The sequence below is a fragment of the Phenylobacterium sp. genome (genome assembly GCF_030646615.1).
In the GTDB taxonomy this organism is placed as follows: domain Bacteria; phylum Pseudomonadota; class Alphaproteobacteria; order Caulobacterales; family Caulobacteraceae; genus Phenylobacterium.
This window is the reverse complement of record NZ_JAUSLG010000032.1, coordinates 1-21,576: the sequence shown is the minus strand read 5'-3', so window position 1 is coordinate 21,576 and position 21,576 is coordinate 1. Positions and strand designations below refer to the sequence as shown.

Sequence of the window (21,576 nt, the reverse complement as noted above, 5' to 3'; positions counted from 1 at the left end):
CGGAGCCGGCGCGCCCTTGACGGGCTCGCTCTTGGCCTCGGTCGGCGCGGCGGCTGCGGGCGCCGAGGCGGCCGGAGCTGAAGCAGGGGGAGCCGAAGCGGCCGGCGTCGCTTCCGCGACGGGCTTGGCCTCGGCGGCCTTGGCGGCGGCCTGTTCCTGGGCGGCGGCGGCGGCCTTGGCGGCCGCCTCACGTTCGACGCGGGCGCGCTCGTCGCGGGCCTTGGCTTCGGCCGCGGCCAGGGCGGCCTCGCGGGCGCGTTCGATGGCGTTCTGGCGCGCGCGAAGCTCTTCGCTCGACAAGCCAGAGGCGTCGCCTGAACCACGGGGCGCAGGACGCGACTCCGATCCCCGCCGTTCGGAGGACGACGGGCCGGCCAGATTGCTCGGCGCCGGCACGTGCGTGCGCGGACGCTTGGTCTCCACGACCACGGTCTTGGAGCGGCCATGGCTGAAGCTCTGCTTCACCGTCCCTGCGCTGACCGAGCCCGCGCCGCGGGGCTTAAGGGTCAGAGGCGGGCGTCCGCCTGGGGTTCGGCCGTTGTCTTTGTCGTCGCTCATGCGCTCGCTTTACTTACCGGCCGGATGAGCCGACCGTCTTCTAATCGTCCAAACAGATATGACGCGCGGAACCGCAAAGTTCCGCCCGCCTCATCACGGCTCCTCGCGCCAACTCTCTGGAAGGAGCGGGCGAAACCCCGCCAGGCGCTGAACTTCCAGCGCCCAACGATCGGCGGTACGCCCCGCAAGGAAGGCGGTGTGTATCACATTCTCCAGCCCCAAGGCCAAACCCAATTCAGCCGAGGAGAAGAGGCCGACCTGACCGACGGGACGTGGGGAACGCCGGAGGGCGGCGAAAATCTTGCGTCGGCCATCGGGGGCGCCGTCGGCGGCCTCGATCAGCCAGGCCGCCTGGCCCGACGTCAGGGCCGCGGAGACTTTCTCAAACCCCGAGATAAGGCGCCCGGCGCGTCGCGCAAGCCCCAGCCCGTCAAGAACCCGCCGTTGCAGGAGCATCTCCACCTGGTCGGCGAGATCTGGCGGCGCCTTGGCCTTGGTCTTGGCCGAGCGGGCGAAGTGGCCCTTGCGCGCGGCGGTCTCCACCGAGGCCCGGTCGGCGGCGACCCAGACGCCGCGCCCGGGAAGCTTGCGGGCCAGGTCCGGCGTCACCGTGCCGTCCGGCGCCAGCACGAAACGGATGAGGGCGGACTCTTCCCGGGTCTCGCCGGAGACCACGTCGCGGCGTTCGCGGGCGGCCTCGGCGAGGGTCGCGGGTCCGACCCGGGGCGTCACGTCGGGGTCCTGACCGGTCAGGTCCTGTTCGTTCGGTTCCGGGTCGGGCACAGGGTCTAGGTCTCGTCCGCGTCCTTGGCCTCAGCGGCAACCTCGGCTTCGGCCTCGGCCTCAACCTCGGGGGCCTCAGCCTCGGACTCCGCCACCAGGGGCTCGACTTCGGCGGTCCGGGGACTGGCGGCGCCGGCCCGGCCAAAGACCATTTCTTCCTCGGTGAGTTCCGGGGCGATCTCGTCCAGGTCGGGCTCGGGCTCGGGCGGCGCCTCGATCCAGCCCATGGCCACCCGGGCGCGGACGATCAGGGCCTCGGCGTCGGCAGGCTCCAGGCCAAAGCTCTCGAGGATGCCGTTCTCGCGCACCCGCTCGCCATTGCGGTTCTCGTACCAGCCGCGCAGGTCGTCGGGCGTCAGGTCGGCCAGGTCCTCGACGGTCTTCACCTCGCCCTCGCCCAGGGCCACGGCCATGGGCAGGGTGACGCCGGTGATCTCCAGCAGGCCGTCCTCGACCCCCAGGGCCTTGCGCTTGGCGTCGTATTCGGCGGCTTCGCGGTCCAGGAAGTCCCGGGCGCGGGCCTGGATCTCCTCGGCGGTGTCCTCGTCGAAGCCCTCGATGGAGGCCACCTCGGCGGTCTCCACATAGGCCACGTCCTCGACGGTGGCGAAGCCTTCGGTGACCAGCAGCTGGGCGATCACCTCGTCCACGTCCAGGGCTTCCTGGAACAGGGCGGTGCGCTCGGCGAACTCGCGCTGGCGGCGCTCGCTCTCCTGGCTTTCGGTCATGATGTCGATCTGCCAGCCGGTCAGCTGGCTGGCCAGGCGCACATTCTGGCCGCGGCGGCCGATGGCGAGGGACAGCTGCTCGTCGGGCACGACGACCTCGACGCGCTCGTCCTCCTCGTCCAGCACCACCTTGGACACCTCGGCCGGGGCGAGCGCATTGACGATGAAGGTGGGCTCGTCCGGGCTCCACTGGATGATGTCGATCTTCTCGCCCTGCAGCTCGGCGACCACGGCCTGGACGCGGCTGCCGCGCATGCCGACGCAGGCGCCGACGGGGTCGATGGAGCTGTCATTGGAGACCACGGCCATCTTGGCGCGGCTGCCGGGATCGCGGGCCACGGCGCGGATCTCGATCACCCCGTCATAGACCTCGGGCACTTCCTGGGCGAACAGCTTGGCCATGAAGCCGCCATGGGCGCGGGAGAGCAGGATCTGCGGGCCCTTGGTCTCGCGGCGGACGTCATAGATGTAGCAGCGGATCCGGTCGCCGATATTGAAGTTCTCGCGGGGGATCGACTGGTCCCGGCGCATGATGCCTTCGCCACGGCCCAGATCGACGACCACATTGCCGTACTCGACCCGCTTGACCGAGCCGCTGATGATCTCGCCGACCCGATCCTTGAATTCCTCGTGCTGGCGCTCGCGCTCGGCCTCGCGGACCTTGCCGGTCACCACCTGGCGGGCCATCTGGGTCTGCACCCGGCCGAACTCGAAGGGCGGCAGCACTTCCTCGTAGACCTGGCCGATCTGCGCCTTGGGATCATCGCGGCGGGCCTCGGACAGGCGCATGATGCCGGGCGGGGCCTCTTCGCCGGCCTCCTCGTCCCAGGCGGCGTCGTCGGACACCACAGTGACGACCCGCTTGATCACGGTCTCGCCGGTCTTGGGGTCGATATTCACCCGGATATCGTGCTCGGCCCCGTAGCGGGAGCGCGCGCCCTTCTGGATCGCCTCTTCGATCGCCTCGATGACGATCTCCTTGTCGATCGATTTCTCGCGGGCCACCGCCTCGGCGATCTGCAGAAGCTCCAGCCGGTTGGCGGAGATGCCGGTCAGGCTCATGGGTCTAATCCTCTTGGTGGGATACGGCGCCGTCGGAGGCGATGCGCTCGGCGCGCTGCTCGGCTCCGCGTTTCATCAGTTCATCGGTCAGGACCAGCTTGGCCTCGACGATCCAGTCAAAGGGTACGAGCACGGTCTCGTCCTCGCCCTCCAGGTCCAGGCAGACCTGACCCTCTTCAGTTCCAGCCAGGGCGCCGCGGAAACGCTTGCGGCCCTCGGCCATGCGGTCCAGCTCGAGCCTCGCCTCATAGCCTTCATAGGTGTCGAAGTCCTTCAGCCGGGTCAGCGGCCGATCGATCCCCGGGGAGGAGACCTCCAGCACATATTCCCCGGCGATCGGGTCGGCGGCGTCCATGATGTCGGCCACCGCCCGGGACAGGACGGCGCAATCATCGACATTCATCTCGCCGTCCGGCGTCTCGGCCATGATCTGCAGCCGGCGCTGCTGCTCGCCGCCCATCAGGCGCAGGCGCACGATCTCATAGCCCGCCGCCTCGGCCACAGGGTCGAGCAGCTCCAACAGTCTCAGGTCCTCTGCGGTCTTGCCGCGCATAGCTCCAGCCGTCCTCAGGCAAAGAAAAAAGCGGCTGGGCCGGAGCCCGCCGCTCGAAAGCGCTATCCAGCGCTATCGGACGATGTTGCCGTAAATATAGGCCCTTGGAAGCCGCTTGTCACCCTTCCCGTAACGCCCGGACGCCGCGACCCGCAGCACGCCCACGCCCCCTGCGACGGCGACCGGGCCGCAGATCATCGGGATCTGGGCGCCAAACCCCGTTTCCCCAGACGGGTTTTCGCCCTATGGGAGGCCCCTCTCCTCCCCGAGACAGATCACAAGAGTCATTTCGAACATGGACCTTTCCAAGATCGCTATCGGCGTGAACCCGCCCTACGACGTCAACGCCGTCATCGAGATCCCGCAGGGCGGCGAGCCGGTGAAGTACGAGCTCGACAAGGAGTCCGGCGCGCTGTTGGTCGACCGGTTCCTGCACACGGCCATGTTCTATCCGGGCAATTACGGCTTCATTCCCCACACTCTGTCGGAAGACGGCGATCCGATGGACGTGATGGTGGTCGGTCCGACCCCGGTGGTCCCCGGCGCGATCATCCGCTGCCGCCCGGTGGGCACCCTGATGATGACCGATGAGGCCGGCGCCGACGAAAAGGTCCTGGCCGTGCCGGTGGACCAGCTGCACCCCTTCTATACGGGCGTCGAATCCTGGCGCGGCCTGCCCGCCATCCTGACTGAGCAGATCGCCCACTTCTTCAAGCATTACAAGGACCTGGAGAAGGGCAAGAGCGTCGACATCGTCCGTTGGGCCGATCCCGACGAGACCGCCGCCCTGATCCGCGCCGGCATCGAGCGGGCCCTGAACCACAAGAAGGCCTAGAGCCTGAGGCGATCAGACGGAACCGTCCGATCGTTGAGTCAGACTCTACACTCCAAGTCTTGAGAGAGACCTGAGGACATGGGGGCGGCCGGTTCGCGGGCCGCCCTTTTTTGTGCGCCGGGCGCGCGCCCGCGCTCAGACCCGCAGAAAATCCAGGAAGACCGGCGCGCAGTCGCCCAGGCGCTTTTCCTCATAGCGGGTGGTGATGTGGTCGGCCGGCGGCTGGCGCCAGTCCTGCGCCCGCTCCGCAGGCCAGGCGAAGGCCGGCGAGGCCAGGAACCGCTCCAGGGTCCAGTCGGCATAGTCGGCCCAGTCGGTGGCGAAGCGCAGCCGGGCGCCTGGCGCCATCAGCCGGGCGAGTTCGGCGATCAGCTCAGCCTGCACCAGCCGGCGCTTGTTGTGCCGGGCCTTGGGCCAGGGATCGGGAAACAGGATGAACACCCGGTCCAGGCAGCCGTCCGGCAGCCGGGCCATCAGGTCGCGGACATCCCCATCGTGCAGCCGGACATTGCCCAGCCCCTGTTCGTCGATATGGCGCAGGGCGCTGGCGACGCCGTTCTGGAACGGCTCGGCGCCAAGGATCAGGGCCTCGGGCGCGCGGCCGGCCTGGGCGGCCATGTGCTCGCCGCCGCCGAACCCGATCTCCAGCCAGACGGCCTTGGCCTGGGGCAGAAGGGCGCGGGGATCGAAGTCCTCGAGCGGGCAGCGGATGTCCGGCAGCAGGCTGTCCATCAGGGCGGCCTGCCGCGGCTTGATCGGCCGCGACTTGATGCGCCCGAAAGAACGCATCGGGGGGTGGGGATCAGACGTCATGGGAAGAAGGCATAGACCGGCGCGGCGGCCCTGTCGTGGACCCGCGCCGGTCGTCTTGTCCTAGGCCAGGCTCTTCAGCTGGTCGACCAGATCGGTCTTTTCCCAGGAGAAGCCGCCCTCATTGTCCGGCTCGCGGCCGAAATGGCCGTAGGCCGCGGTGCGGGCATAGATCGGCCGGTTGAGGCCCAGGTGCTCGCGGATGGCCCGCGGGGTCGCCCCGCCGATCAGCTCGGGCAGGATCAGCTCGAGCTTGGTGGGGTCCACATGGCCCTCCCCGTGCAGGTCCACATAGAAGGACAGGGGCTCGGCCACGCCGATGGCGTAGCTGATCTGGATCGTGCAGCGACGGGCCAGGCCCGCGGCGACCACATTCTTGGCCAGGTAGCGGCAGGCATAGGCCGCCGACCGGTCCACCTTGGTGGGGTCCTTGCCCGAGAAGGCGCCGCCGCCGTGGGGCGCCGCGCCGCCATAGGTGTCGACGATGATCTTGCGGCCGGTGAGCCCGGCGTCGCCGTCGGGGCCGCCGATCTCGAACTTGCCCGTGGGATTGACCAGCCACTGGGTCTTGCGGGTGATCAGGCCCTCGGGAATGACGCCCTCCACATAGGGCTTGATCATCTCCTGCACGCGCTTGGGCGTGGCCGCATGGAGGCCGATCCGCTTCTTGTGCTGGGTCGAGACGACGATCTTCAGCACCTCGACGGGCTTGCCGTCCTCATAGCGCAGGGTGACCTGGCTCTTGGCGTCGGGCTCCAGGGCCTCGCATTCGCCGGAATGGCGCACCTCGGCCAGGCGCTTGAGGATGTTGTGCGAATACTGCAGGGCCGCGGGCATCAGCTCGGCGGTTTCGTCGCAGGCATAGCCGAACATGATGCCCTGGTCGCCGGCGCCCTCGTCCTTCTTGTCGCTGGCGTCGACGCCCTGGGCGATGTGTTCGGACTGGGCGTGCAGATAGCAGGCGAACTTGGCCTTATCCCAGTGGAAGCCCTTCTGGGCGTAGCCGATGTCCTTCACCGCCTGGCGAACCTTGGGCTCCAGGCTGTGGACGATTTCCTTGGTCAGCGCCTTGTTTTCGGCCTTGGACGCGCCTGGGCGTCCGGCCCGGACTTCACCGGCCAGCACGATGCGATTGGTGGTCACCAGGGTCTCGCAGGCCACGCGGGCCTGGGGCTCGGCGGCGATGAAGGCGTCGACCACCGTATCGGAAATCCGATCGGCGACCTTGTCGGGATGGCCTTCAGAGACGCTTTCGCTGGTGAAGATATAGGAGGAACGGCTCAAAATCGGGGCTCCGGTCAGGCGAAGGCGGCCGCGCAGCGGCGGGCCGGCAACTTGCCGGGCATCCTATAAAGAAATCCTTATATGCCGCAAGCGGCGCGGTCAGACTTCTTCGACCCTCGCGGCCTCATCGAGATCGGCCTCGGCCTCCTCGGCCATGGTCCGCACCAGGTCCAGCAACCGGCGGCGCACCCGGGCCCGGCGAATGCGGGGAAACAGGGTGGCCAGCTCCATACCCTCGGGGGTGAGGAGAAAGTCATGCACCGTGTCGCGGCCGTCCTCGGCCCCGTTGGGCTGCTCGGCCGGGTCCCCGAGGCCTTCGTAGAAATAGGCGATCGAGGTCTTGAGGGCGCGGGCGACCTCCCAGAGCTTCGAGGCGCTGACCCGATTGGCCGCCCGCTCGTACTTCTGGACCTGCTGAAAGGTCAGGCCGATGGAGTCGGCCAGCTTCTCCTGGCTGACGCCAAGCTCCTTCCGGCGCAGTCGGATGCGCAGGCCCACGTGCCGATCAACCGGGTTAGGCGATCGGTCGAGATCGAGGTCCTTGGTCATGGCGCTCCCTTTACCGAACTGCACATCACTCGCAAAAGGGCAAAGCGCCCGCAAGCTGTCTTCATCGCCGACGGAGCAAAGGTGCGGCTCCCATAGCTCCTGAAACGAGCAGCATCAGGGCGAAGGGCAGATTTCCGAAGCGCGAGAACGGGGTCGGCGCGTCCGGCGGCGGCAGGGCTGCGTCGATCACACCCTGGCGGCCCTGGCTCATCCAGGCGCCGGCCTGCAGCCGCCCCCGGGCGTCGATGACCCCCGAAACGCCCGTGGGGGTGGAGCGGACCAGGGGCAGGCCCTCCTCGATGGCCCGGTAGCTGGCCAGGTTCAGATGCTGCCAGGGACCAGAGGTGGCGCCGAACCAGGCGTCGTTGGAGACGTTGAGGATCCATTCGGCGCGCACGCCGCCGCGGGCGCCCGCCTGGCCGGTGAACCGGGGGAACAGGGCCTCATAGCAGATGAGCGGCTGCACCGGCGGCAGGCCCGGCAGGGTGAGGGGCTGCGGGGGCGGGCCGGCGGTGAAGTCCTCGGGCATGTTGACCAGGCTGCGCACGCCAAGGCGGGTCATGGCGTCCCCAAGGGGCAGGTACTCCCCAAAGGGTACGAGGCGATGCTTGTCATAGAGTCCCAGGACCTCAAGTCCGCCAGCCTCAGCCCGACGGAAGGCGACCAGGGTGTTGAAGTAGTCGAGCTCTGCTTCGCGCCCCAAGCCCACGCGGTTTGCGCCCAGCATGAGCACCTGACCCTCGGCCAAGGCGGCCGAAAGGCGGGCGCCATAGGGCCGGCCGGGCGCCAGCAGATCGTCGATCACCGCCGGCAGGGCGCCTTCAGGCCAGATCACCACATCCGGGGTCACGGCCGCCGGCTGTGTCGAGAGACGCAGATAGTCGTCGAAGATGAGGTCGAGGTTTTCCGGCCGCCACTTGTCCTTCTGGTCCACATCGGCCTGGACGATCCGCACCACGGCCGCGGAGTCCCGCGCCGGCGGGGCCGCCGCCAGGCGCCAGAGGCCGCCGGCATAGAGCAGGGCGAGGACGCCCAGCGCGCTTGCGCCGACGATAAGGCGGCTGCGGCGCTCCAGGCCCGGCAGGACGGCGGGGCTGGCGGCCAGGGCCAGGGTCAGCCAGGTCAGGCCATAGGCGCCGACCAGGGCTGCGGCCTGGGACGGCGCCCCCCCGGCCCGCCAGGCCTCGCCCACCAGGTTCCAGGGAAATCCGGTGAGGATATTGCCGCGGAGCCATTCCACCAGGGCCAGGGCGCCGGCGAAGACCAGGACCCTGCCAGGGCCCTGCGGCGCGATCAGACGATAGAGGAGGAGCCCGACCCCCCAGAACAGCGCCAGGCCGCCGGCCAGCAGGACGAGCGCGAAGGGCGCCATCCAGCCGTGGGCCGCCGCGTCCACCAGAAAGGCCTCGGTGACCCACCAGACGCTCAGGGCGAAATAGCCCAGCCCCGCCAGCCAGCCGCGGAAAAAGGCCGAGGCCAGGGGACGGCGCGGGCCTGCGCCATCCCCCAGCCGCAGCAGCAGGGCAAGGCCCAGCAGGCCCGGCAGAACGCCGAAGGGCGGATGGGCCAGGGCGACGGCGAGACCCGCCCCCAGGGCCAGCAGCGCGCGGCTCCAGGCGCTCGCCTCAAGGGCCTGCAGAACGCCGCCCAGCCGGTGCAGGACGGCGCTCACGCCTCGCCCATCGCCGGGCTGGCCGCTCCGGCGGGGGTTGCAGCTGGGGTCGGCCGCAGGCGCACCCGCTTCACCCGGCGGGGATCGGCGTCCATCACCTGCAGCTCGAAGCCGGCGGGATGCTCGATCAGCTCGCCCCGCTGGGGCACGCGGCCGGCCAACGCGGTGACCAGACCGGCGACCGTGTCGATCTCTTCTTCCAGATCCGGCGGCGCCAGGGCCTGGCCGACGGCCGCCTCCAGCTCCTCCAGGGGCGCCCTGGCGTCGGCCTCGAAGACCCCGCCCGGCCGGGCGATGATCGACTTGGCCTGGGCCACGTCGTGCTCGTCATCGATCTCGCCGACCACGGCCTCGATCAGATCCTCCAGGGTCACCAGGCCGTCGGTGCCGCCGAACTCGTCGATGACCAGGGCCATGTGGGTGCGGGCCGCCTGCATCTGCAGCAGCAGGTCGGCGGCGCGCATGGAGGCCGGCACATAGAGGGCGTCGCGGCGGACCCGATGGAGGAAGGCCTCGTCGGCCTTGGGGCCGGAGCCATTGGCCGAGAGCAGCCGGAAAACGTCCTTGACGTGAACCACGCCCACGGGATCGTCCAGGGTCTCGCGATAGATCGGCATTCGGGAATGTTCGGCGTCGATGAAGCGGTCAACCACCTCGCCGAAGGGGGTGGTGAGCTCGACGGCGATGATGTCGGCCCGCGGCGTCATCACATCGTCCACCCGCAGGGACTGGAAGGCCACGGCCTGCCGCACCATGCGGTTTTCCGGCTCGGCCTGCGCCTCCACGGTCTCGGTGGGGGCGCCGTTGCGGCCGAAACGTTTCAGTATCGCCCGAAACCCGCCGCCCTGTCGGGGTGGGGCGGGCTCGGGCAAACTTCGATCTTCCGAACTAGTCATGGTCTCCCTGTTCGGCCGCATAGGGATCTGCAACGCCCAGGCCGGCGAGTATTCGCCGTTCCAGGCCCTCCATATCGGCGGCCTCGTCCTCGTTCATATGGTCATAGCCTACAAGATGCAGGACCCCGTGCGCCACAAGGTGCTGCAGGTGATCGGCCAGAGACTTGTTCTGTTGGTCGGCTTCGCGGGCGCAGACGCCATAGGCCAGGGCCAGATCGCCCAGAAAACCCTCAGGATTCTGCGCGGCCGGAAAGGACAGCACATTGGTCGGCCCGGCCTTGCGCCGGTATTCGGCGTTCAGGTCGGCCACCGCCTCGTCGTCGGTCAGCAGCACCGCCACCAGGCCCGACGTCGAATCCGTCTCGGAGACAGCCGGCCGCTTGCCGGCCCCGTCCAGGGCGGCCAGCGCCGCGGCCCGCACCAGCACCGGGGCGTCCGGCAGGGCGTCGGCCCAGGCCTCGTCCTCGATCTCGATATCGATCAATCGGGTCGTCCGTTCATGGCCGCGTCGGCCTCATAGGCGCGCACGATGCGCTCCACCAGCGGGTGGCGGACCACGTCCTCGGCGGCGAAACGGGCGACGCCCACCCCCTCCACCCCGTCCAGCAGGCTGACCGCATGGGCGAGGCCCGAGTCCCGGGCGTTGACCAGGTCCACCTGGCTGGGGTCGCCGGTGACCGCCATGCGGGCGCCTTCGCCCAGGCGGGTCAGGACCATCTTCATCTGCAGGCGGGTGGCGTTCTGGGCCTCGTCGACGATGACGAAGGCCTGCGACAGGGTGCGGCCGCGCATGAAGGCGATGGGGGCCAGCTCGATCTCGCCCTTCTCGCGCCGCCTGCGGAACTGATCGACCCCCATGATGTCGGTCAGGGCCTCCCAGACCGGGGCCATATAGGGATCGACCTTTTCCGACAGGTCGCCGGGCAGGAAGCCCAGGCGCTCGCCGGCCTCGACGGCCGGGCGGCTGACGATCAGCCGGTCCACCTCACCGCGCAGCAAAAGCCCCGCCCCATGGGCCACGGCCAGGAAGGTCTTGCCGGTGCCGGCGGGGCCGAGGCCGAAGACCAGGGGATGGTCGGTGAGCGCCTTCAGATAGCGGGCCTGGGCCGGGGTCTTGGGCGCCACCTGGCCGCGGCGGCCCACGGGCAGACCGCCGGGGGCGGCGCCGGAGCCGATGCGGGCCTGGCCGATGGCGACCCGGACATCGGCCTCATTGATCTCCAGCCCCTGGTCGGCGCGGCTGGCCAGGGCCTGGATGGCGCGCTTGGCCATGCCGCGGGACTTGGCGTCGCCGCTCAGCTGCACGCCGCCGCCCGGCGTCTCCACCAGCACCCCGAAGGCGTCCTCCAGCAGGGCGGCGTGACGGCTGTTGGTTCCGCTGACGGCGCGGGCGGCCGCGTCGGTCAGGACGATGAATTCCGGGGCGCGGCTCAAAGGGGCTCCAGGGCTGGCGCAGATTGCGACTTCAAAGCCAGAACGCCCGAAAGGCTGTTCTTGCTCGCCCCCTCGATACGCACTGGCGCAATCTGGCCGATCAAGGCCGGATCAGCATCTGCGTGAACCCCCTGCAGATAGGGGCTGCGGCCTACCAACTGGCCGGGATGGCGGCCCAGGCGCTCGAACAGCACCGGCAGGGTCTGGCCTACCTGGGCGGCGTTGAACGCCACCTGCTGGTCGTCCAGCACCGCCTGCAGGCGGGCCAGGCGCTCGGTCTTGACCTCTTCGGCCACCTGGCCGGGCAGGGCCGAGGCCGGCGTGCCGGGGCGGCGGGAATATTTGAACGAAAACGCGCTGGCGTGGCTCATCTGGCGCACCAGGGCCAGGGTCGCCTCGAAATCTGACTCCCGCTCGCCGGGGAAGCCGACAATATAGTCCGACGAGATGGCGATGTCGGGCCGCGCGGCCCGGATCTTCTCGATCAGCTTCAGGTACGCCTCGACCGTATGGCCGCGGTTCATGGCCTTCAGGATGCGGTCCGAGCCCGACTGCACCGGCAGGTGCAGGAAGGGCATGAAGGCGTCCAGCTCCCCATGGGCGGCGATCAGCTCGTCATCCATGTCCCGGGGGTGGCTGGTGGTGTAGCGGATGCGGTCGAGACCGGGGATCTTGGCCAGGGCCCGGGCCAGGGCCGCCAGGCCGCCGCCGGCGTCCGGATCGCGATAGGCGTTGACGTTCTGGCCCAGCAGAGTGACTTCGCGCACCCCCTGGTCGGCCAGGCTCTGGGCCTCGGCCAGGATGGCGGCGGCCGGCCGCGACCATTCGGCCCCGCGGGTATAGGGCACCACGCAGAAGGTGCAGAACTTGTCGCAGCCCTCCTGAACGGTGAGGAAGGCGGTGACCCCGCTGGCGTTGCGCGCCACGGGCAGGGCGTCGAACTTGTCCTCGGCGGCGAAGTCGGCGGCCAGGCGCTCGCCCCGGGCCCGGTGGGTGCGGGCGATCAGCTCGGGCAGCTGGTGATAGGCCTGGGGGCCGACCACCAGGTCCACGGCGGGCTGGCGACGCATGATCTCCTCGCCCTCGGCCTGGGCCACGCAGCCGGCCACGGCGATGGTCATGGCGGCGCCGGCCTCCTGGCGCGCCAGCTTCATCAGCCGGATCTGGCCCAGTTCCGAATAGACCTTCTCGGTGGCCTTTTCGCGGATATGGCAGGTGTTCAGCACCACCAGGTCCGCGTCCTCGGGCGTATCGGTCATGCCATAGCCCAGGGGCGCCAGCACATCGGCCATGCGCTCGCTGTCATAGACATTCATCTGACAGCCATAGGTCTTGATGAAGAGGCGCTTTGGGGGCGCAGCGAGGGTCATTCAGGCCTTATGGGGTCGCGAGGCGAGGGGTTCAAGCGGTTCGCGCCATCGGCGAACCCTGGGGAAGGCCCCCGTCACCGGCCGCATCAATCCTCCAGGGGCACGCCATAGAGCTCCAGCCGGTGGTCCACCAGCCGGTAGCCGAGCTTGCGGGCGATGGCCACCTGCAGGGCCTCGATCTCGGGATCGACGAACTCCACCACCTTGCCGGTCTTCATGTCGATCAGGTGGTCGTGGTGGTCGTCGGTGGCCTCCTCATAGCGCGAGCGGCCGTCGCGGAAGTCCAGCCGGGCGATGATGCCGGCCTCTTCGAACAGCCGCACCGTGCGGTAGACCGTGGCGATGGAGATGTGCGGATCCACCTGGTGGGCGCGTCGGTACAGCTCTTCCACATCGGGGTGATCATCGGCGGCCGAGAGCACGCGGGCGATCACGCGGCGCTGCTCGGTCATGCGCATCCCTTTTTCGATGCAGAGATTTTCGATCCGATCCACGCCGGTCCTCCTCGTCGCTGAACCTGAAGAATAGGTCTAAGGCCGCCCGCTGTTAAGATCGAGCCTCATCAACAAGGCGTCGATCTGTCGTCCGCCCCGGTCGTAGTAGTTCCGCCGCAGCCCGACCTGGACGAAGCCGCTGGCGCCATAGAGGGCGATGGCGCCGGGATTATCCTCGCCCACCTCCAGCACCAGGCTCGCGGCGCCGCCCTGGCGCGCCAGGCCCGCCGCGGCGTTCACCAGGGCCAGGCCGACGCCCCGCCGGCGGGCCTGCGGGGCCACGGCCAGGGTGAGGATCTCAGCCTCCTCGAACAGGATGCGCGACATCACCATGCCCAGGGGCGCCCCGTCCTGGGCCATCACCGCATAGGCGCCGGCCCCGCCGATCAGGGCGCCAATCTCCGAAGCGCTCCAGGGCTTGTCGAAGGCGGCCGCGTGCAGGGCGGCCAGGGTCTCGGCCGCCTCGGGGCCGGCGGGGGCCAGGGTGAGGCTCATGCCATGTCTGGTCCCGGCGCGCCGCCGGGAAGCCGGGCGTCAGGCGCCCGCAGATAGAGGGGCCGCGGCGGCGCAGGGTTGGTCTGGGCGGCGGCCAGCCGGGCGACGGCGGCAGGATCGCAGGCCGGCGCCTCCACCACGCGGGCGGCCGGCATCAGGTCGGCCAGCAGGACCGCCCCGCTGCCGGCCAGGACAGCGTCGCGGCCGCCCGACAGCTCGGCCACCCGGGCCGCCGCCGTGGCGACCTCGAGGGCGTCAGGCGCCATCAGGGGGCGGCCGTCGGAAAAGGCCTGCAGATAGACCTGGCCCCGGCGGGCGTCGATGACGGCGAAGACCAGGCCCGGACCCAGGGGTTCAGCCAGGGCGGCCAGGGTTCCGACCCCGACCACAGGAATGGCCAGCGCCGCGCCCAGCCCCTTGCCGAAGGCCAGCCCCACCCGCAGGCCGGTGAACGAGCCCGGGCCAATGGTCACGCCAATCCGCTCCAGCTGCGAAAAGGTCAGGCCCGCCTGCGCCATCACGGTCTGCGCCAGGGGGGCGATCGCCTCCTGATGGCCGCGGCCCATGGGGTGGCTGGCCTGGGCGCGCACGGTCGCGCCGTCGAGCACGGCGAGCGAGCAGGCGTCCAGGCAGGTGTCGAGGGCGAGCACGATCATAGGCGGGCGCTACCAGCCCCGGTCGGAATTGGAAAGCGCCCGGCGGCCTGGACGGGCGCGGGGAACAGGGCGTGCGCAAAGGTGTTGGCTCATCCTCAAGCCAAGATCCTCAAGCCAACGGAGGCCCGCATGGACATGCTCGACCCCAACACCGCCGCCGTCAGCCTTCGCATGGGCGAGGCCCGGTTCGTCGCCAAGGTGAAGGTCACGCCGGCCGGCCTGCTGGCCATCGGCGCCCTGGTCTCGGGCATCCTGCTCTCGACCTCGGTCCTAGTCTGGACCGCCACCAGCGTGGCGCGTCGGCGGCCCCTGGCCTCGGCGATCCTGGCCAAACACTAGGGAGGCCCGCGCCGAGAGCGCGTTCCGACAGGTGGGCGTCGCCGCAACGCCAAGTCGCCAATGACGGGGTTGGGCTCATTGCTGACGTTCGGAATGTCGGCTTCGCTATGAAGTGGGGCTGGTCCGCGCAGAGCCACACTCAGGTCCTGGTCTATCGCGCTGCGACGGGGACTCACACGCTATCCCTCTGCGCTGCAATGGCTTGTGTAGGTCGTTGCAGCGGATGCCGGCGGCGGGCCTGAGGCGCGAGCAAGCTGCGGGAGATAGGTGGTCGACGTGGGCTTGCCGTCCTAGAGTCTCGCCGACCCAAGATTTCGAGGCGGCGATGGCTAAGGACGAAGATTCCAGTGTTTTCATCAGCTATGCGACGCCCGATCGCGAGCGGGTGACCGCCGTGGCGCGTATGCTGATGGCCCGCGGCCTGAACGTCTGGATGGACCACCTGCGCCTGCGTCCGGGCCAGCACTGGGACTTTGAGATCAAGCGGGCCTTGGACCGGGCCACGGTCGTCCTGGTGTTCGCCTCACACAGCTCCGTCAGCCGGCGCGGTTACGTGCAGCGGGAAATCAGGACCGCCGTCGACAAGGCGAAGGAGAAGCTGCTCGGCGACATCTACCTAATCCCCGTCCTCCTTGATGATGACTTGGAATATCCGGAGGCCCTGCGGGAGTGGCAGGCCGTCCGACTGAGCGACGCCGCCTTCGAGAGCGCGCTCGTCGGGGCCATCGAGCACCAGCTTGCGGAACTGTCGGGGGTGTCCGAGGCCGCCCAGGCCCGCGCCGGTTTCGAATGGCGGGGGTTCAAGGGCCGGGAGAGCTGGGACGGCCTCCCTGGATACGACGTCGAATGGTCGGCCTATGAGCTCTCGTCTCCCGAGCACCCGGAGCTAGAGGACGTCAACGCGATGGTTGCGGGGCGTATCGCGAAGCTGAAGATGTGGGCGCGGCGGACAAAGCTCGACCAGTCGCCTCGATATCATTCCTGGGGGCATCCGCGAGACCTCAGGACGACCACGCTCGACATCCAGTTCGCTGAGCCGGTAATCAAGGAGAGGATCCTGTCGCTTCTCTGCGCCAATCACGTCTATTCAGCGGGTGCCGCGCACGGGAATCTTTGGCTGGAGACCATGGTCTTCATGCTGACGCCCTTGCTCGAAATTGCACGGCTTCAGGATGTCTTCAAACGTCCGGACGAGGCGCTCGAATACATCCAGGCGGAGACGCGCCGCCTGCTCCTGGCGCTCGCCCCCTCGGAGGATGGGGAAGAGCGGCAGTTGGAAGAGGCGTGGGTGACCCGCGGGACGGCTACCTGGGAAGCGTTCGAGGTTTTTCGCTTCCTAGAAGCTGGCCTGGAACTCTCGTTCCCGCCCTACCAGGTCGCCTGCTACGCTGACGGTACCCAGAGCGTGGTGCTGCCCTGGAAGGGCTTGGCGCCGCTGATGAACGAAGACCACGCAGCGGCGGCTGGCGTAGGCTATCTGGCGTTTGGCGATCCGCCATGGGTCGTGGCGGAGGACACCAACGCCCCGGCCGAGGCTGACGCCTCCTAGAGCACCAGCCCCTTCGAGCACCTCGGGGAGGGCGGCGCAGGCGTCGGCCTGCGAAGGAGCGTCTGCTTCCTGGCTGGGTCCTAATGTCCCCTCCTGGCGCATGACTGACGGAATGCGGCCATAGATATTGCTGGCGCCTGCTAGGGTGGCCTTACGGCGCGACGGCGCTTGAATGGCGGTCTCGTTCCCCCACGACAGAACGGCCGAACAGATGGAATGGAAAGGACGGCGACATGGCTCTGCTTGACGAGCTCAAGGCTGACCAACTCGCGGCGCGTAAGTTGAGCGACCGTCTGAAGGCTGACCTGCTCACCACACTGATCGGCGAAGCGACGCAGATCACGACCGAAGAGTTCAAGCGCGGCGTGACGGAAATCACCGATGAAAAGGTCGCCGCCACCGTCGCGAAGTTCCTGAAGAATACGAAGCTGACCCTGGAGAACCTCGCGAGCGAGCGCGCGCGCCTGATCGAGGCCGGCAGCGATGCGTCCAAGGTCGACCAGCGCACCAAGGCCGCTGAAACCGAACTGGCGATCCTGTCCTCGTATGGCCCAAAGCAGATGACGGAATCGGAACTGCGCCAGGCCATCAACGATTTCCGAGCCGAGAACCCCGACGCCAACGTCGGGACCATCATGGCCCACCTGAAGACGAACTTCGGCGGCCAGTATGACGGCAAGGCGGCCAGCGCGTTGGCCAGGGGCTAAGTGAAGGGCGCCCCCGCCGTCAGGCGCCAAGCCCTCCCATCGTCCGCAATGGTGGGAAGCGGGGCCTTCATCCTCGATCTGCGAATGACCACTTCCCGCGCGTGTCCCAATGTCCGGGAGAGGCGCGTCTGCGGCTTTCAGCGGCGAGCGGCCGCCTCATACTCGGCCAACGGGAATTGCGCCTGTTGGCACAAGTTGGTGCTCATCCGGCCCTGCCATGCGCTGGCGATGACGACGTATTCCTTACCCGGCTGGAAGACGACGCCGCAGGTCGCACCATCGATATGGTGCGCGAACTGCCAGGCCCGGCGCGGCTCGCCCTTGATGGTGCGCACGACCCGGAAGCGAGTGACCCTCTGGCGCGGGTCGGACGCGCCGCGCTCAGGCTTCGTCCATTCGGCGCGAGCTATGACCATGACCTGGGCTCCGGCTAGCTGGGTCGCGGCGTCGGCATGGCCGATACAACTGCAGGCCCAGGCCGTACTGGCTGCGGCGGCGGCGATCAGGGCCGCCGGGAGAGCGAGCAGATGCAGGGACATGGGTCTCCTTTGCTTCATTCCAGACGGCGGCCTTCCACCACCCGCGCTGGGGGGCCCTCGATCTCTAGCCCTGCGGCGCCTCCGGCCGGCTGATGCGCCCCAGGAACAGCACCGCGCCGGTCTCCCTGTCTCGGATCAGGAACAGGAAAGGATGGTCGGCGCGGAAGATGGGCGGGGGCGTAGCAGGCGCGCTCGTCACTTCGATCGCAATGCCCGTGGCGGCGGCCGCCTCGGCGCCCTTCTCATCGATGCGCAGAAAGGTCTTGTGCACCACCTGGCCGATCGCCATCGGCGCATCGGCGATGCCGCGGAAGTCGGCGGCGGGGGTGAAGGCGACGCCCATGCCCAGCGCCGTCAGTTGGGGGACGAGCTCATAGTTGAGCGCCGTCTCGATCTTGGGCAGGTACAGCTGAACGGTACGGGGCTGCTCCGCGTCCAGCCGCGTCAACCAGCCCTGGAGGCCCGCGTCTAGCCCGGCTTCCAGCGCTAGCAGATCGTTGGGCTTTCGAGGCAGCAGCACGGTCATAGACAGGCGCGCATCGTCATAGGGCAGGTCGATGGCCTGAAACTGGTCAGTCTCGAGCAACCGGAACGAGCCGCGCTGAAACATCAACGGGATGGGCGTGGTGGAGCCGTCGACCAGGCGGAACGTCTCTTCGCTGGTGGAGGAGGCGTTAAAGGGGTGGAGCCAGTCGCCCAGAAAATAGACGGCGTTGGTGACGATCAGGCGGGTGGCGTCATTGATGCTGGAGGCCGTGATCAGTTCGGGGATGCGGGCGCGGGTCTCCCCCGATACCCAAGCGTTGATCTCGTCCGCAGCCTGCTGGGGGGACCGCTGGAAATCGACCGTCCGGGCCTGGGCGCCGTAGTCGCGCTCGGCGGTCTGGACGAACGCCGGGTTGAGGGAGAAGTCTCGCTGGACCCAGACGGCGTTGGCGACGCTCAGGGTGGTGGCGCCGTCCTCCACCTCCAGCATCCGTAGCAGGCCGCCGAGATCCGCGTTCAGCGTATCGGCCTGGGGCAGACCCAGGCTGTTCAAAATCGCTGTTCGCGTCTCGCCGCGCGCGCCAGAGGAGACCACCCCGAATGCGCCCATCAGGCTGACCGGCGAGATCACGACATTATCGTCGGCGGCGCGGAGTTGGTCGTAGAGCCGGACGCCCAAGGCGCGGCCGGTCAGGTCGGCGGGCATAGGGGCCGCCTCTCCGCCAGGCCCCACGGCTGCTGGCGGCCGGGTCGGCGTATCGACCGGCGTTGTGGCGCAGGCGGACAGCACCAGGGCGGCCAGTGGCGGAGCGGCGAGGGCGAGGATCGGCTTCATGAGCTCTACAATACGCCAGAGCCGTGTGGGTTCGCTTGGCGCCGCGATTGCGCTGGTTGGCTCAGGTGTCGCCTTTCGGAGCTCCTGCCCACGTCAGCACCTGCAGCCGAACTGACGGTTGCCGGCTTCTCTATGGGACGGGCTGCGCCGCTATCGGTCGAGCCGCGCTCAGGTGACGCCCTACAGGGTCTGCTCGACCCGGGTGACTTCGGGGACGTAGTGCTTGAGCATGTTCTCGACCCCGGACTTGAGCGTCGCGGTGGAGGAGGGGCAGCCGGCGCAGGCGCCCTTCATGTGCAGCCAGACCACGCCGGTGTCGGCCTCGAAGCGGGAAAAGACGATGTCGCCCCCGTCCTGGGCCACGGCCGGGCGGATGCGGCTGTCCAGCAGTTCCTTGATCTCGGTGACGATCTGGGCGACCTCGCCCTCATAGACGGGCTCGACCTCGTCCAGGGCGGCGGCCTCGCCGGTGAACAGGGGCCGGCCGGAGGTGAAATGGTCCATGATGGCCGCCAGGATCGGCGCCTTCAGGTGCGGCCAGGCCGAATGGACGTCCTTGCCCACGGTGACGAAGTCCGGCCCGAAGAAGACCCGCTCCACCCCTTCGATATCGAAGAGATCGGCCGCCAGGGGCGAGGCCTGGGCCGCCTCCATGGTGCGGAAGTCGTGGCTGCCCTCGCCGGCCACGTCGCGGCCGGGCAGGAACTTCAGGACCTCGGGGTTCGGGGTGGTTTCGGTCTGGATGAACATGGGCCAGATGTGGCCTCTGCGGCTGCGGGGCGCAAGACCCCTGGCGCAACTGGGATATCGGGATCGAGGGTAGGAACACCGGGCCCGCCCTCCGCCGCCGCCGCCGGCTCGGGCCGGGCGATGAGCGTCAGGAGGACGGGCGATGTCGGCCGAGCTAGGCGATCAGCCCAGCATGTCCTTCACGGTGTCGCGCTCGCCGACCAGTTCGTCATTGGTCAGCGCGATCTTCGACTTGGCGAAGTCGTCCATCTCGTAGGTGGTGACGACCTCATAGGCGCCCGGCGCGGTGGTCTTCACCGGCATTCCGGCCCAGACCCCTTCAGCAAAGCCGTAGCGGCCTTCCGAATTGACGGCGACGGAGTGGATCTTGCCCGGCGTGACCAGGTCGCGGACGTGGTCGATCAGGGCGTTGGCCGCCGAGGCGGCCGAGGACTGGCCGCGGGCCTCGATGATGGCCGCGCCGCGCTGGCCCACGGTGGGCAGGTAGTCGTTCTTCAGCCAGGCTTCGTCGCCAATGACCTCGGCCGCAGCCTTGCCGCCGATCTTGGCGTGGGTGAAGTCGGCGAACATGGTCGGGCTGTGGTTGCCGTAGATGTAGAGGTCGGACACGTCATTGATCGAGACGCCGGCCTTCTTGGCCAGCTGAGCGCGGCCGCGGTTCTCGTCCAGGCGCACCATGGCGGTGAAGCGGTCCGGCGTCAGGCGCTTGGCCTGGCTGGCGGCGATCATCACATTGGTGTTGCAGGGGTTGCCCACCACCGCGACGCGGGCGTCGTCAGCGGCGACGGCGTCGATGGCCTGGCCCTGAGCGATGAAGATCTTGCCGTTGTCCTTCAAGAGGTCGGCGCGCTCCATGCCGGGGCCGCGGGGCTTGGAGCCCACCAGCAGGCTCCAGTTGGCGTCCTTGAAGGCCACCTTCGGATCGTCGGTCAGCACCATGTCGGCCAGCAGCGGGAAGGCGCAGTCGTCCAGCTCCATGGCCACGCCCTTCAGGGCCTTCTGGGCGCCCTCGGTGGGGATCTCCAGCATCTGCAGGATGACCGGCTGGTCCTTGCCGAGCATTTCGCCCGAGGCGATGCGGAAGAGCAGGGCGTAGCCGATATTGCCGGCCGCGCCGGTGACCGCGACGCGGATCGGGGTCTTGCTGGTCATGGGGTATCTCCTGGCTTTGGCCGACTTTGTTGGCGGTCCCTAACCCAAGCGGCGCCCCGGCGGCAAGGCTGCTGGCTTGTGGCGCCGGCGCTCTGGCCCCAGTCTGGCGCAATGTTCGCCCTGGACCCCGCCTTTGTGGCCACTTCCCACCCCCTGCTCGGGCTCCCCCTCTGCGAGTCCCGGCTGCAGGACGACGCCCGCTATGGCTGGATCGTGCTGATCCCCCGCGTCGCTGCAGCCCGGGAGCTGGAGGACCTGTCGCAGGCCGATCAGGGGCGTCTGATGGCCGAAATCCTGGCGGCGGGCCGGGCCGTGCGGGCCATCGGCGCGGCGCTCGGGCGGCCGGTGGAGAAGCTGAACATCGGCGCGCTGGGCAATGTCACGCCGCAGCTCCATGTCCATGTGGTGGGCCGCCGGACCGATGACCCCGCCTGGCCCGGCCCGGTCTGGGGCCACAGCGCGGCCGTGGCCTATGAACCGACCGCCCTGACCGTGGCGATCCAGGCGGCGACGGGCGCGCTCAGAACCCTCTAGCGGCGGCGCAGGGTGACGCTGCGAGGGGTCCCGCTCTCGATCATTTCCCCCGACCACTGGTCCTGACCCGACGAAGACAAGGTGATCACCGTGGGCGGCGCGCCGGGACGGGGCGAGAAGCGCAGGGTCACCCTGCCGCCGCTGCGCTCGATATGGTCCAGGAAGCCGAAGCCATCCAGGGCGCCCGGACGCCGGGCGTCGCGCCAGGCGCCTTCCAGGGCGCCGGAGCCCCGGTCCACGAACCGCAGGGCGTAGAGGTCGGCGCCGCTGGCCATGGACAGCATCCAGCCGCCGTCCAGCGGGCCCTGCAGGCCTTGCGCCGAATTGAAGGAGGCCCGCAGCCGCGCCTCATAGCTGCGCTCCTCGGCCGTCAACTCGCCAGCCACCGCCCGGCGCTCGTCCAGGAACACCGGCTGGGAGGCGATCGTGTCGCTGGGCCGCGACGGCGGCGTCCTCGGGATCACCGGCGTGGGCGCCGGCGCGGGGCGCGGCGGCGGAGGGGTGAC

At 69.1% G+C, this 21,576-nt stretch carries 24 protein-coding genes and 1 pseudogene; 5 read left to right on the top strand and 20 right to left on the bottom strand.

Annotation, left to right across the window (positions count from 1 at the left end; all coding sequences use genetic code 11):
• The 4 genes from Q7S93_RS05250 to rimP form a co-directional block, all read right to left on the bottom strand.
• Positions 1 to 558, bottom strand: a 558-nt coding sequence (locus tag Q7S93_RS05250; RefSeq protein WP_304712683.1) for an IF-2-associated domain-containing protein, incomplete at its 3' end; no start/stop codon positions are given.
• Positions 559 to 651: 93 nt separating this feature from the next.
• Positions 652 to 1,290, bottom strand: a complete 639-nt coding sequence (locus Q7S93_RS05245; protein WP_304712687.1) for an RNA-binding protein — start codon at positions 1,288 to 1,290, stop codon at positions 652 to 654.
• A 56-nt stretch (positions 1,291 to 1,346) separates the two neighbouring features.
• Complete coding sequence (gene nusA, locus Q7S93_RS05240; protein ID WP_304712682.1) at positions 1,347 to 3,131, bottom strand: transcription termination factor NusA; 1,785 nt, start codon at positions 3,129 to 3,131, stop codon at positions 1,347 to 1,349.
• 4 nt (positions 3,132 to 3,135) lie between these two features.
• Complete coding sequence (gene rimP / locus Q7S93_RS05235; RefSeq protein WP_304712681.1) at positions 3,136 to 3,684, bottom strand: ribosome maturation factor RimP; 549 nt, start codon at positions 3,682 to 3,684, stop codon at positions 3,136 to 3,138.
• 295 nt (positions 3,685 to 3,979) lie between these two features.
• Here rimP and ppa point away from each other — a divergent pair, with 295 nt between their 5' ends.
• Positions 3,980 to 4,519, top strand: a complete 540-nt coding sequence (gene ppa, locus Q7S93_RS05230) for an inorganic diphosphatase (RefSeq protein ID WP_304712680.1) — start codon at positions 3,980 to 3,982, stop codon at positions 4,517 to 4,519.
• A 135-nt stretch (positions 4,520 to 4,654) separates the two neighbouring features.
• Here the strand turns inward: ppa and trmB are convergent, their stop codons facing one another.
• The 11 genes from trmB to tsaB form a co-directional block, all read right to left on the bottom strand.
• The gene (gene trmB / locus Q7S93_RS05225) at positions 4,655 to 5,308 is read right to left on the bottom strand and encodes a tRNA (guanosine(46)-N7)-methyltransferase TrmB (RefSeq protein ID WP_370652077.1); all 654 of its coding nucleotides are present in this window, start codon (positions 5,306 to 5,308) and stop codon (positions 4,655 to 4,657) included.
• 84 nt (positions 5,309 to 5,392) lie between these two features.
• Positions 5,393 to 6,613 carry a methionine adenosyltransferase gene (metK, locus tag Q7S93_RS05220; RefSeq protein ID WP_304712678.1) on the bottom strand — a complete coding sequence of 407 codons (1,221 nt, stop codon included), beginning with the start codon at positions 6,611 to 6,613 and terminating at the stop codon, positions 5,393 to 5,395.
• A gap of 99 nt (positions 6,614 to 6,712) precedes the next feature.
• Complete coding sequence (locus tag Q7S93_RS05215) at positions 6,713 to 7,162, bottom strand: helix-turn-helix domain-containing protein (RefSeq protein ID WP_304712677.1); 450 nt, start codon at positions 7,160 to 7,162, stop codon at positions 6,713 to 6,715.
• A 61-nt stretch (positions 7,163 to 7,223) separates the two neighbouring features.
• Complete coding sequence (gene lnt, locus Q7S93_RS05210) at positions 7,224 to 8,834, bottom strand: apolipoprotein N-acyltransferase (protein ID WP_370652076.1); 1,611 nt, start codon at positions 8,832 to 8,834, stop codon at positions 7,224 to 7,226.
• Positions 8,831 to 9,730, bottom strand: coding sequence for a hemolysin family protein (locus Q7S93_RS05205; protein ID WP_370652075.1), 900 nt, complete (start codon positions 9,728 to 9,730; stop codon positions 8,831 to 8,833). Before Q7S93_RS05205 ends, lnt begins: the two co-directional genes overlap by 4 nt.
• A complete protein-coding gene (ybeY, locus tag Q7S93_RS05200; RefSeq protein ID WP_304712675.1) occupies positions 9,723 to 10,214 on the bottom strand; it encodes an rRNA maturation RNase YbeY in 492 nt (163 codons plus the stop codon). Before ybeY ends, Q7S93_RS05205 begins: the two co-directional genes overlap by 8 nt.
• A complete protein-coding gene (locus Q7S93_RS05195) occupies positions 10,211 to 11,164 on the bottom strand; it encodes a PhoH family protein (RefSeq protein WP_300574395.1) in 954 nt (317 codons plus the stop codon). Before Q7S93_RS05195 ends, ybeY begins: the two co-directional genes overlap by 4 nt.
• Positions 11,161 to 12,534 (bottom strand): tRNA (N6-isopentenyl adenosine(37)-C2)-methylthiotransferase MiaB, encoded by a 1,374-nt coding sequence (gene miaB, locus Q7S93_RS05190; protein WP_304712674.1) that lies wholly within the window; start codon positions 12,532 to 12,534, stop codon positions 11,161 to 11,163. Before miaB ends, Q7S93_RS05195 begins: the two co-directional genes overlap by 4 nt.
• An 86-nt stretch (positions 12,535 to 12,620) precedes the next feature.
• Positions 12,621 to 13,028, bottom strand: coding sequence for a Fur family transcriptional regulator (locus tag Q7S93_RS05185; RefSeq protein ID WP_304712673.1), 408 nt, complete (start codon positions 13,026 to 13,028; stop codon positions 12,621 to 12,623).
• A 36-nt stretch (positions 13,029 to 13,064) separates the two neighbouring features.
• A complete protein-coding gene (locus tag Q7S93_RS05180) occupies positions 13,065 to 13,523 on the bottom strand; it encodes a GNAT family N-acetyltransferase (RefSeq protein WP_304712672.1) in 459 nt (152 codons plus the stop codon).
• Entirely contained in the window at positions 13,520 to 14,176 is a 657-nt protein-coding gene (tsaB, locus tag Q7S93_RS05175) for a tRNA (adenosine(37)-N6)-threonylcarbamoyltransferase complex dimerization subunit type 1 TsaB (protein WP_304712684.1), read from the bottom strand. Before tsaB ends, Q7S93_RS05180 begins: the two co-directional genes overlap by 4 nt.
• Before the next feature lie 132 nt (positions 14,177 to 14,308).
• On the opposite strand from tsaB, the gene Q7S93_RS05170 reads away from it, so the two are divergent.
• The 3 genes from Q7S93_RS05170 (at position 14,309) to Q7S93_RS05160 (ending at position 16,774) form a co-directional block, all read left to right on the top strand.
• Positions 14,309 to 14,518 carry a hypothetical protein gene (locus Q7S93_RS05170; RefSeq protein WP_304712671.1) on the top strand — a complete coding sequence of 70 codons (210 nt, stop codon included), beginning with the start codon at positions 14,309 to 14,311 and terminating at the stop codon, positions 14,516 to 14,518.
• Between the two features lie 325 nt (positions 14,519 to 14,843).
• Positions 14,844 to 16,067, top strand: a complete 1,224-nt coding sequence (locus tag Q7S93_RS05165; RefSeq protein ID WP_304712670.1) for a TIR domain-containing protein — start codon at positions 14,844 to 14,846, stop codon at positions 16,065 to 16,067.
• Positions 16,068 to 16,300: 233 nt separating this feature from the next.
• On the top strand, positions 16,301 to 16,774 hold the full coding sequence (locus Q7S93_RS05160; protein ID WP_304712669.1) for a GatB/YqeY domain-containing protein: 474 nt from the start codon (positions 16,301 to 16,303) through the stop codon (positions 16,772 to 16,774).
• Positions 16,775 to 16,911: 137 nt separating this feature from the next.
• On the opposite strand, the gene Q7S93_RS05155 is transcribed toward Q7S93_RS05160, so the two are convergent.
• From Q7S93_RS05155 to Q7S93_RS05140, 4 genes are all read right to left on the bottom strand, one after another.
• Positions 16,912 to 17,313 (bottom strand): hypothetical protein, encoded by a 402-nt coding sequence (locus Q7S93_RS05155; RefSeq protein ID WP_304712668.1) that lies wholly within the window; start codon positions 17,311 to 17,313, stop codon positions 16,912 to 16,914.
• Between the two features lie 64 nt (positions 17,314 to 17,377).
• Positions 17,378 to 18,634 carry a serpin family protein gene (locus Q7S93_RS05150; RefSeq protein WP_304712667.1) on the bottom strand — a complete coding sequence of 419 codons (1,257 nt, stop codon included), beginning with the start codon at positions 18,632 to 18,634 and terminating at the stop codon, positions 17,378 to 17,380.
• A 180-nt stretch (positions 18,635 to 18,814) separates the two neighbouring features.
• Positions 18,815 to 19,384 (bottom strand): NifU family protein, encoded by a 570-nt coding sequence (locus tag Q7S93_RS05145; protein ID WP_304712666.1) that lies wholly within the window; start codon positions 19,382 to 19,384, stop codon positions 18,815 to 18,817.
• A 162-nt stretch (positions 19,385 to 19,546) separates the two neighbouring features.
• Positions 19,547 to 20,536, bottom strand: a complete 990-nt coding sequence (locus Q7S93_RS05140; RefSeq protein ID WP_304712665.1) for a malate dehydrogenase — start codon at positions 20,534 to 20,536, stop codon at positions 19,547 to 19,549.
• 111 nt (positions 20,537 to 20,647) lie between these two features.
• On the opposite strand from Q7S93_RS05140, the gene Q7S93_RS05135 reads away from it, so the two are divergent.
• On the top strand, positions 20,648 to 21,070 hold the full coding sequence (locus Q7S93_RS05135) for an HIT domain-containing protein (protein ID WP_304712664.1): 423 nt from the start codon (positions 20,648 to 20,650) through the stop codon (positions 21,068 to 21,070).
• Here the strand turns inward: Q7S93_RS05135 and Q7S93_RS05130 are convergent.
• Positions 21,067 to 21,576 (bottom strand): annotated as a pseudogene (locus tag Q7S93_RS05130) (hypothetical protein); the annotation flags it as partial. The gene Q7S93_RS05135 and the pseudogene Q7S93_RS05130 sit on opposite strands and share 4 nt — an antisense overlap.

Excerpts from the sequence above, each read along its gene's own strand:
- Q7S93_RS05150 (WP_304712667.1), bottom strand. The coding sequence starts at position 18,634 with ATGAAGCCGATCCTCGCCCTCGCCGCTCCGCCACTGGCCGCCCTGGTG.
- Q7S93_RS05140 (WP_304712665.1), bottom strand. The coding sequence starts at position 20,536 with ATGACCAGCAAGACCCCGATCCGCGTCGCGGTCACCGGCGCGGCCGGC.
- trmB (WP_370652077.1), bottom strand. The coding sequence starts at position 5,308 with ATGCGTTCTTTCGGGCGCATCAAGTCGCGGCCGATCAAGCCGCGGCAG.
- Q7S93_RS05180 (WP_304712672.1), bottom strand. The coding sequence starts at position 13,523 with ATGAGCCTCACCCTGGCCCCCGCCGGCCCCGAGGCGGCCGAGACCCTG.
- Q7S93_RS05160 (WP_304712669.1), top strand. The coding sequence starts at position 16,301 with ATGGCTCTGCTTGACGAGCTCAAGGCTGACCAACTCGCGGCGCGTAAG.
- Q7S93_RS05135 (WP_304712664.1), top strand. The coding sequence starts at position 20,648 with ATGTTCGCCCTGGACCCCGCCTTTGTGGCCACTTCCCACCCCCTGCTC.
- Q7S93_RS05170 (WP_304712671.1), top strand. The coding sequence starts at position 14,309 with ATGGACATGCTCGACCCCAACACCGCCGCCGTCAGCCTTCGCATGGGC.
- miaB (WP_304712674.1), bottom strand. The coding sequence starts at position 12,534 with ATGACCCTCGCTGCGCCCCCAAAGCGCCTCTTCATCAAGACCTATGGC.
- Q7S93_RS05215 (WP_304712677.1), bottom strand. The coding sequence starts at position 7,162 with ATGACCAAGGACCTCGATCTCGACCGATCGCCTAACCCGGTTGATCGG.
- Q7S93_RS05205 (WP_370652075.1), bottom strand. The coding sequence starts at position 9,730 with ATGACTAGTTCGGAAGATCGAAGTTTGCCCGAGCCCGCCCCACCCCGA.
- ppa (WP_304712680.1), top strand. The coding sequence starts at position 3,980 with ATGGACCTTTCCAAGATCGCTATCGGCGTGAACCCGCCCTACGACGTC.
- Q7S93_RS05145 (WP_304712666.1), bottom strand. The coding sequence starts at position 19,384 with ATGTTCATCCAGACCGAAACCACCCCGAACCCCGAGGTCCTGAAGTTC.
- rimP (WP_304712681.1), bottom strand. The coding sequence starts at position 3,684 with ATGCGCGGCAAGACCGCAGAGGACCTGAGACTGTTGGAGCTGCTCGAC.
- Q7S93_RS05165 (WP_304712670.1), top strand. The coding sequence starts at position 14,844 with ATGGCTAAGGACGAAGATTCCAGTGTTTTCATCAGCTATGCGACGCCC.
- Q7S93_RS05155 (WP_304712668.1), bottom strand. The coding sequence starts at position 17,313 with ATGTCCCTGCATCTGCTCGCTCTCCCGGCGGCCCTGATCGCCGCCGCC.
- nusA (WP_304712682.1), bottom strand. The coding sequence starts at position 3,131 with ATGAGCCTGACCGGCATCTCCGCCAACCGGCTGGAGCTTCTGCAGATC.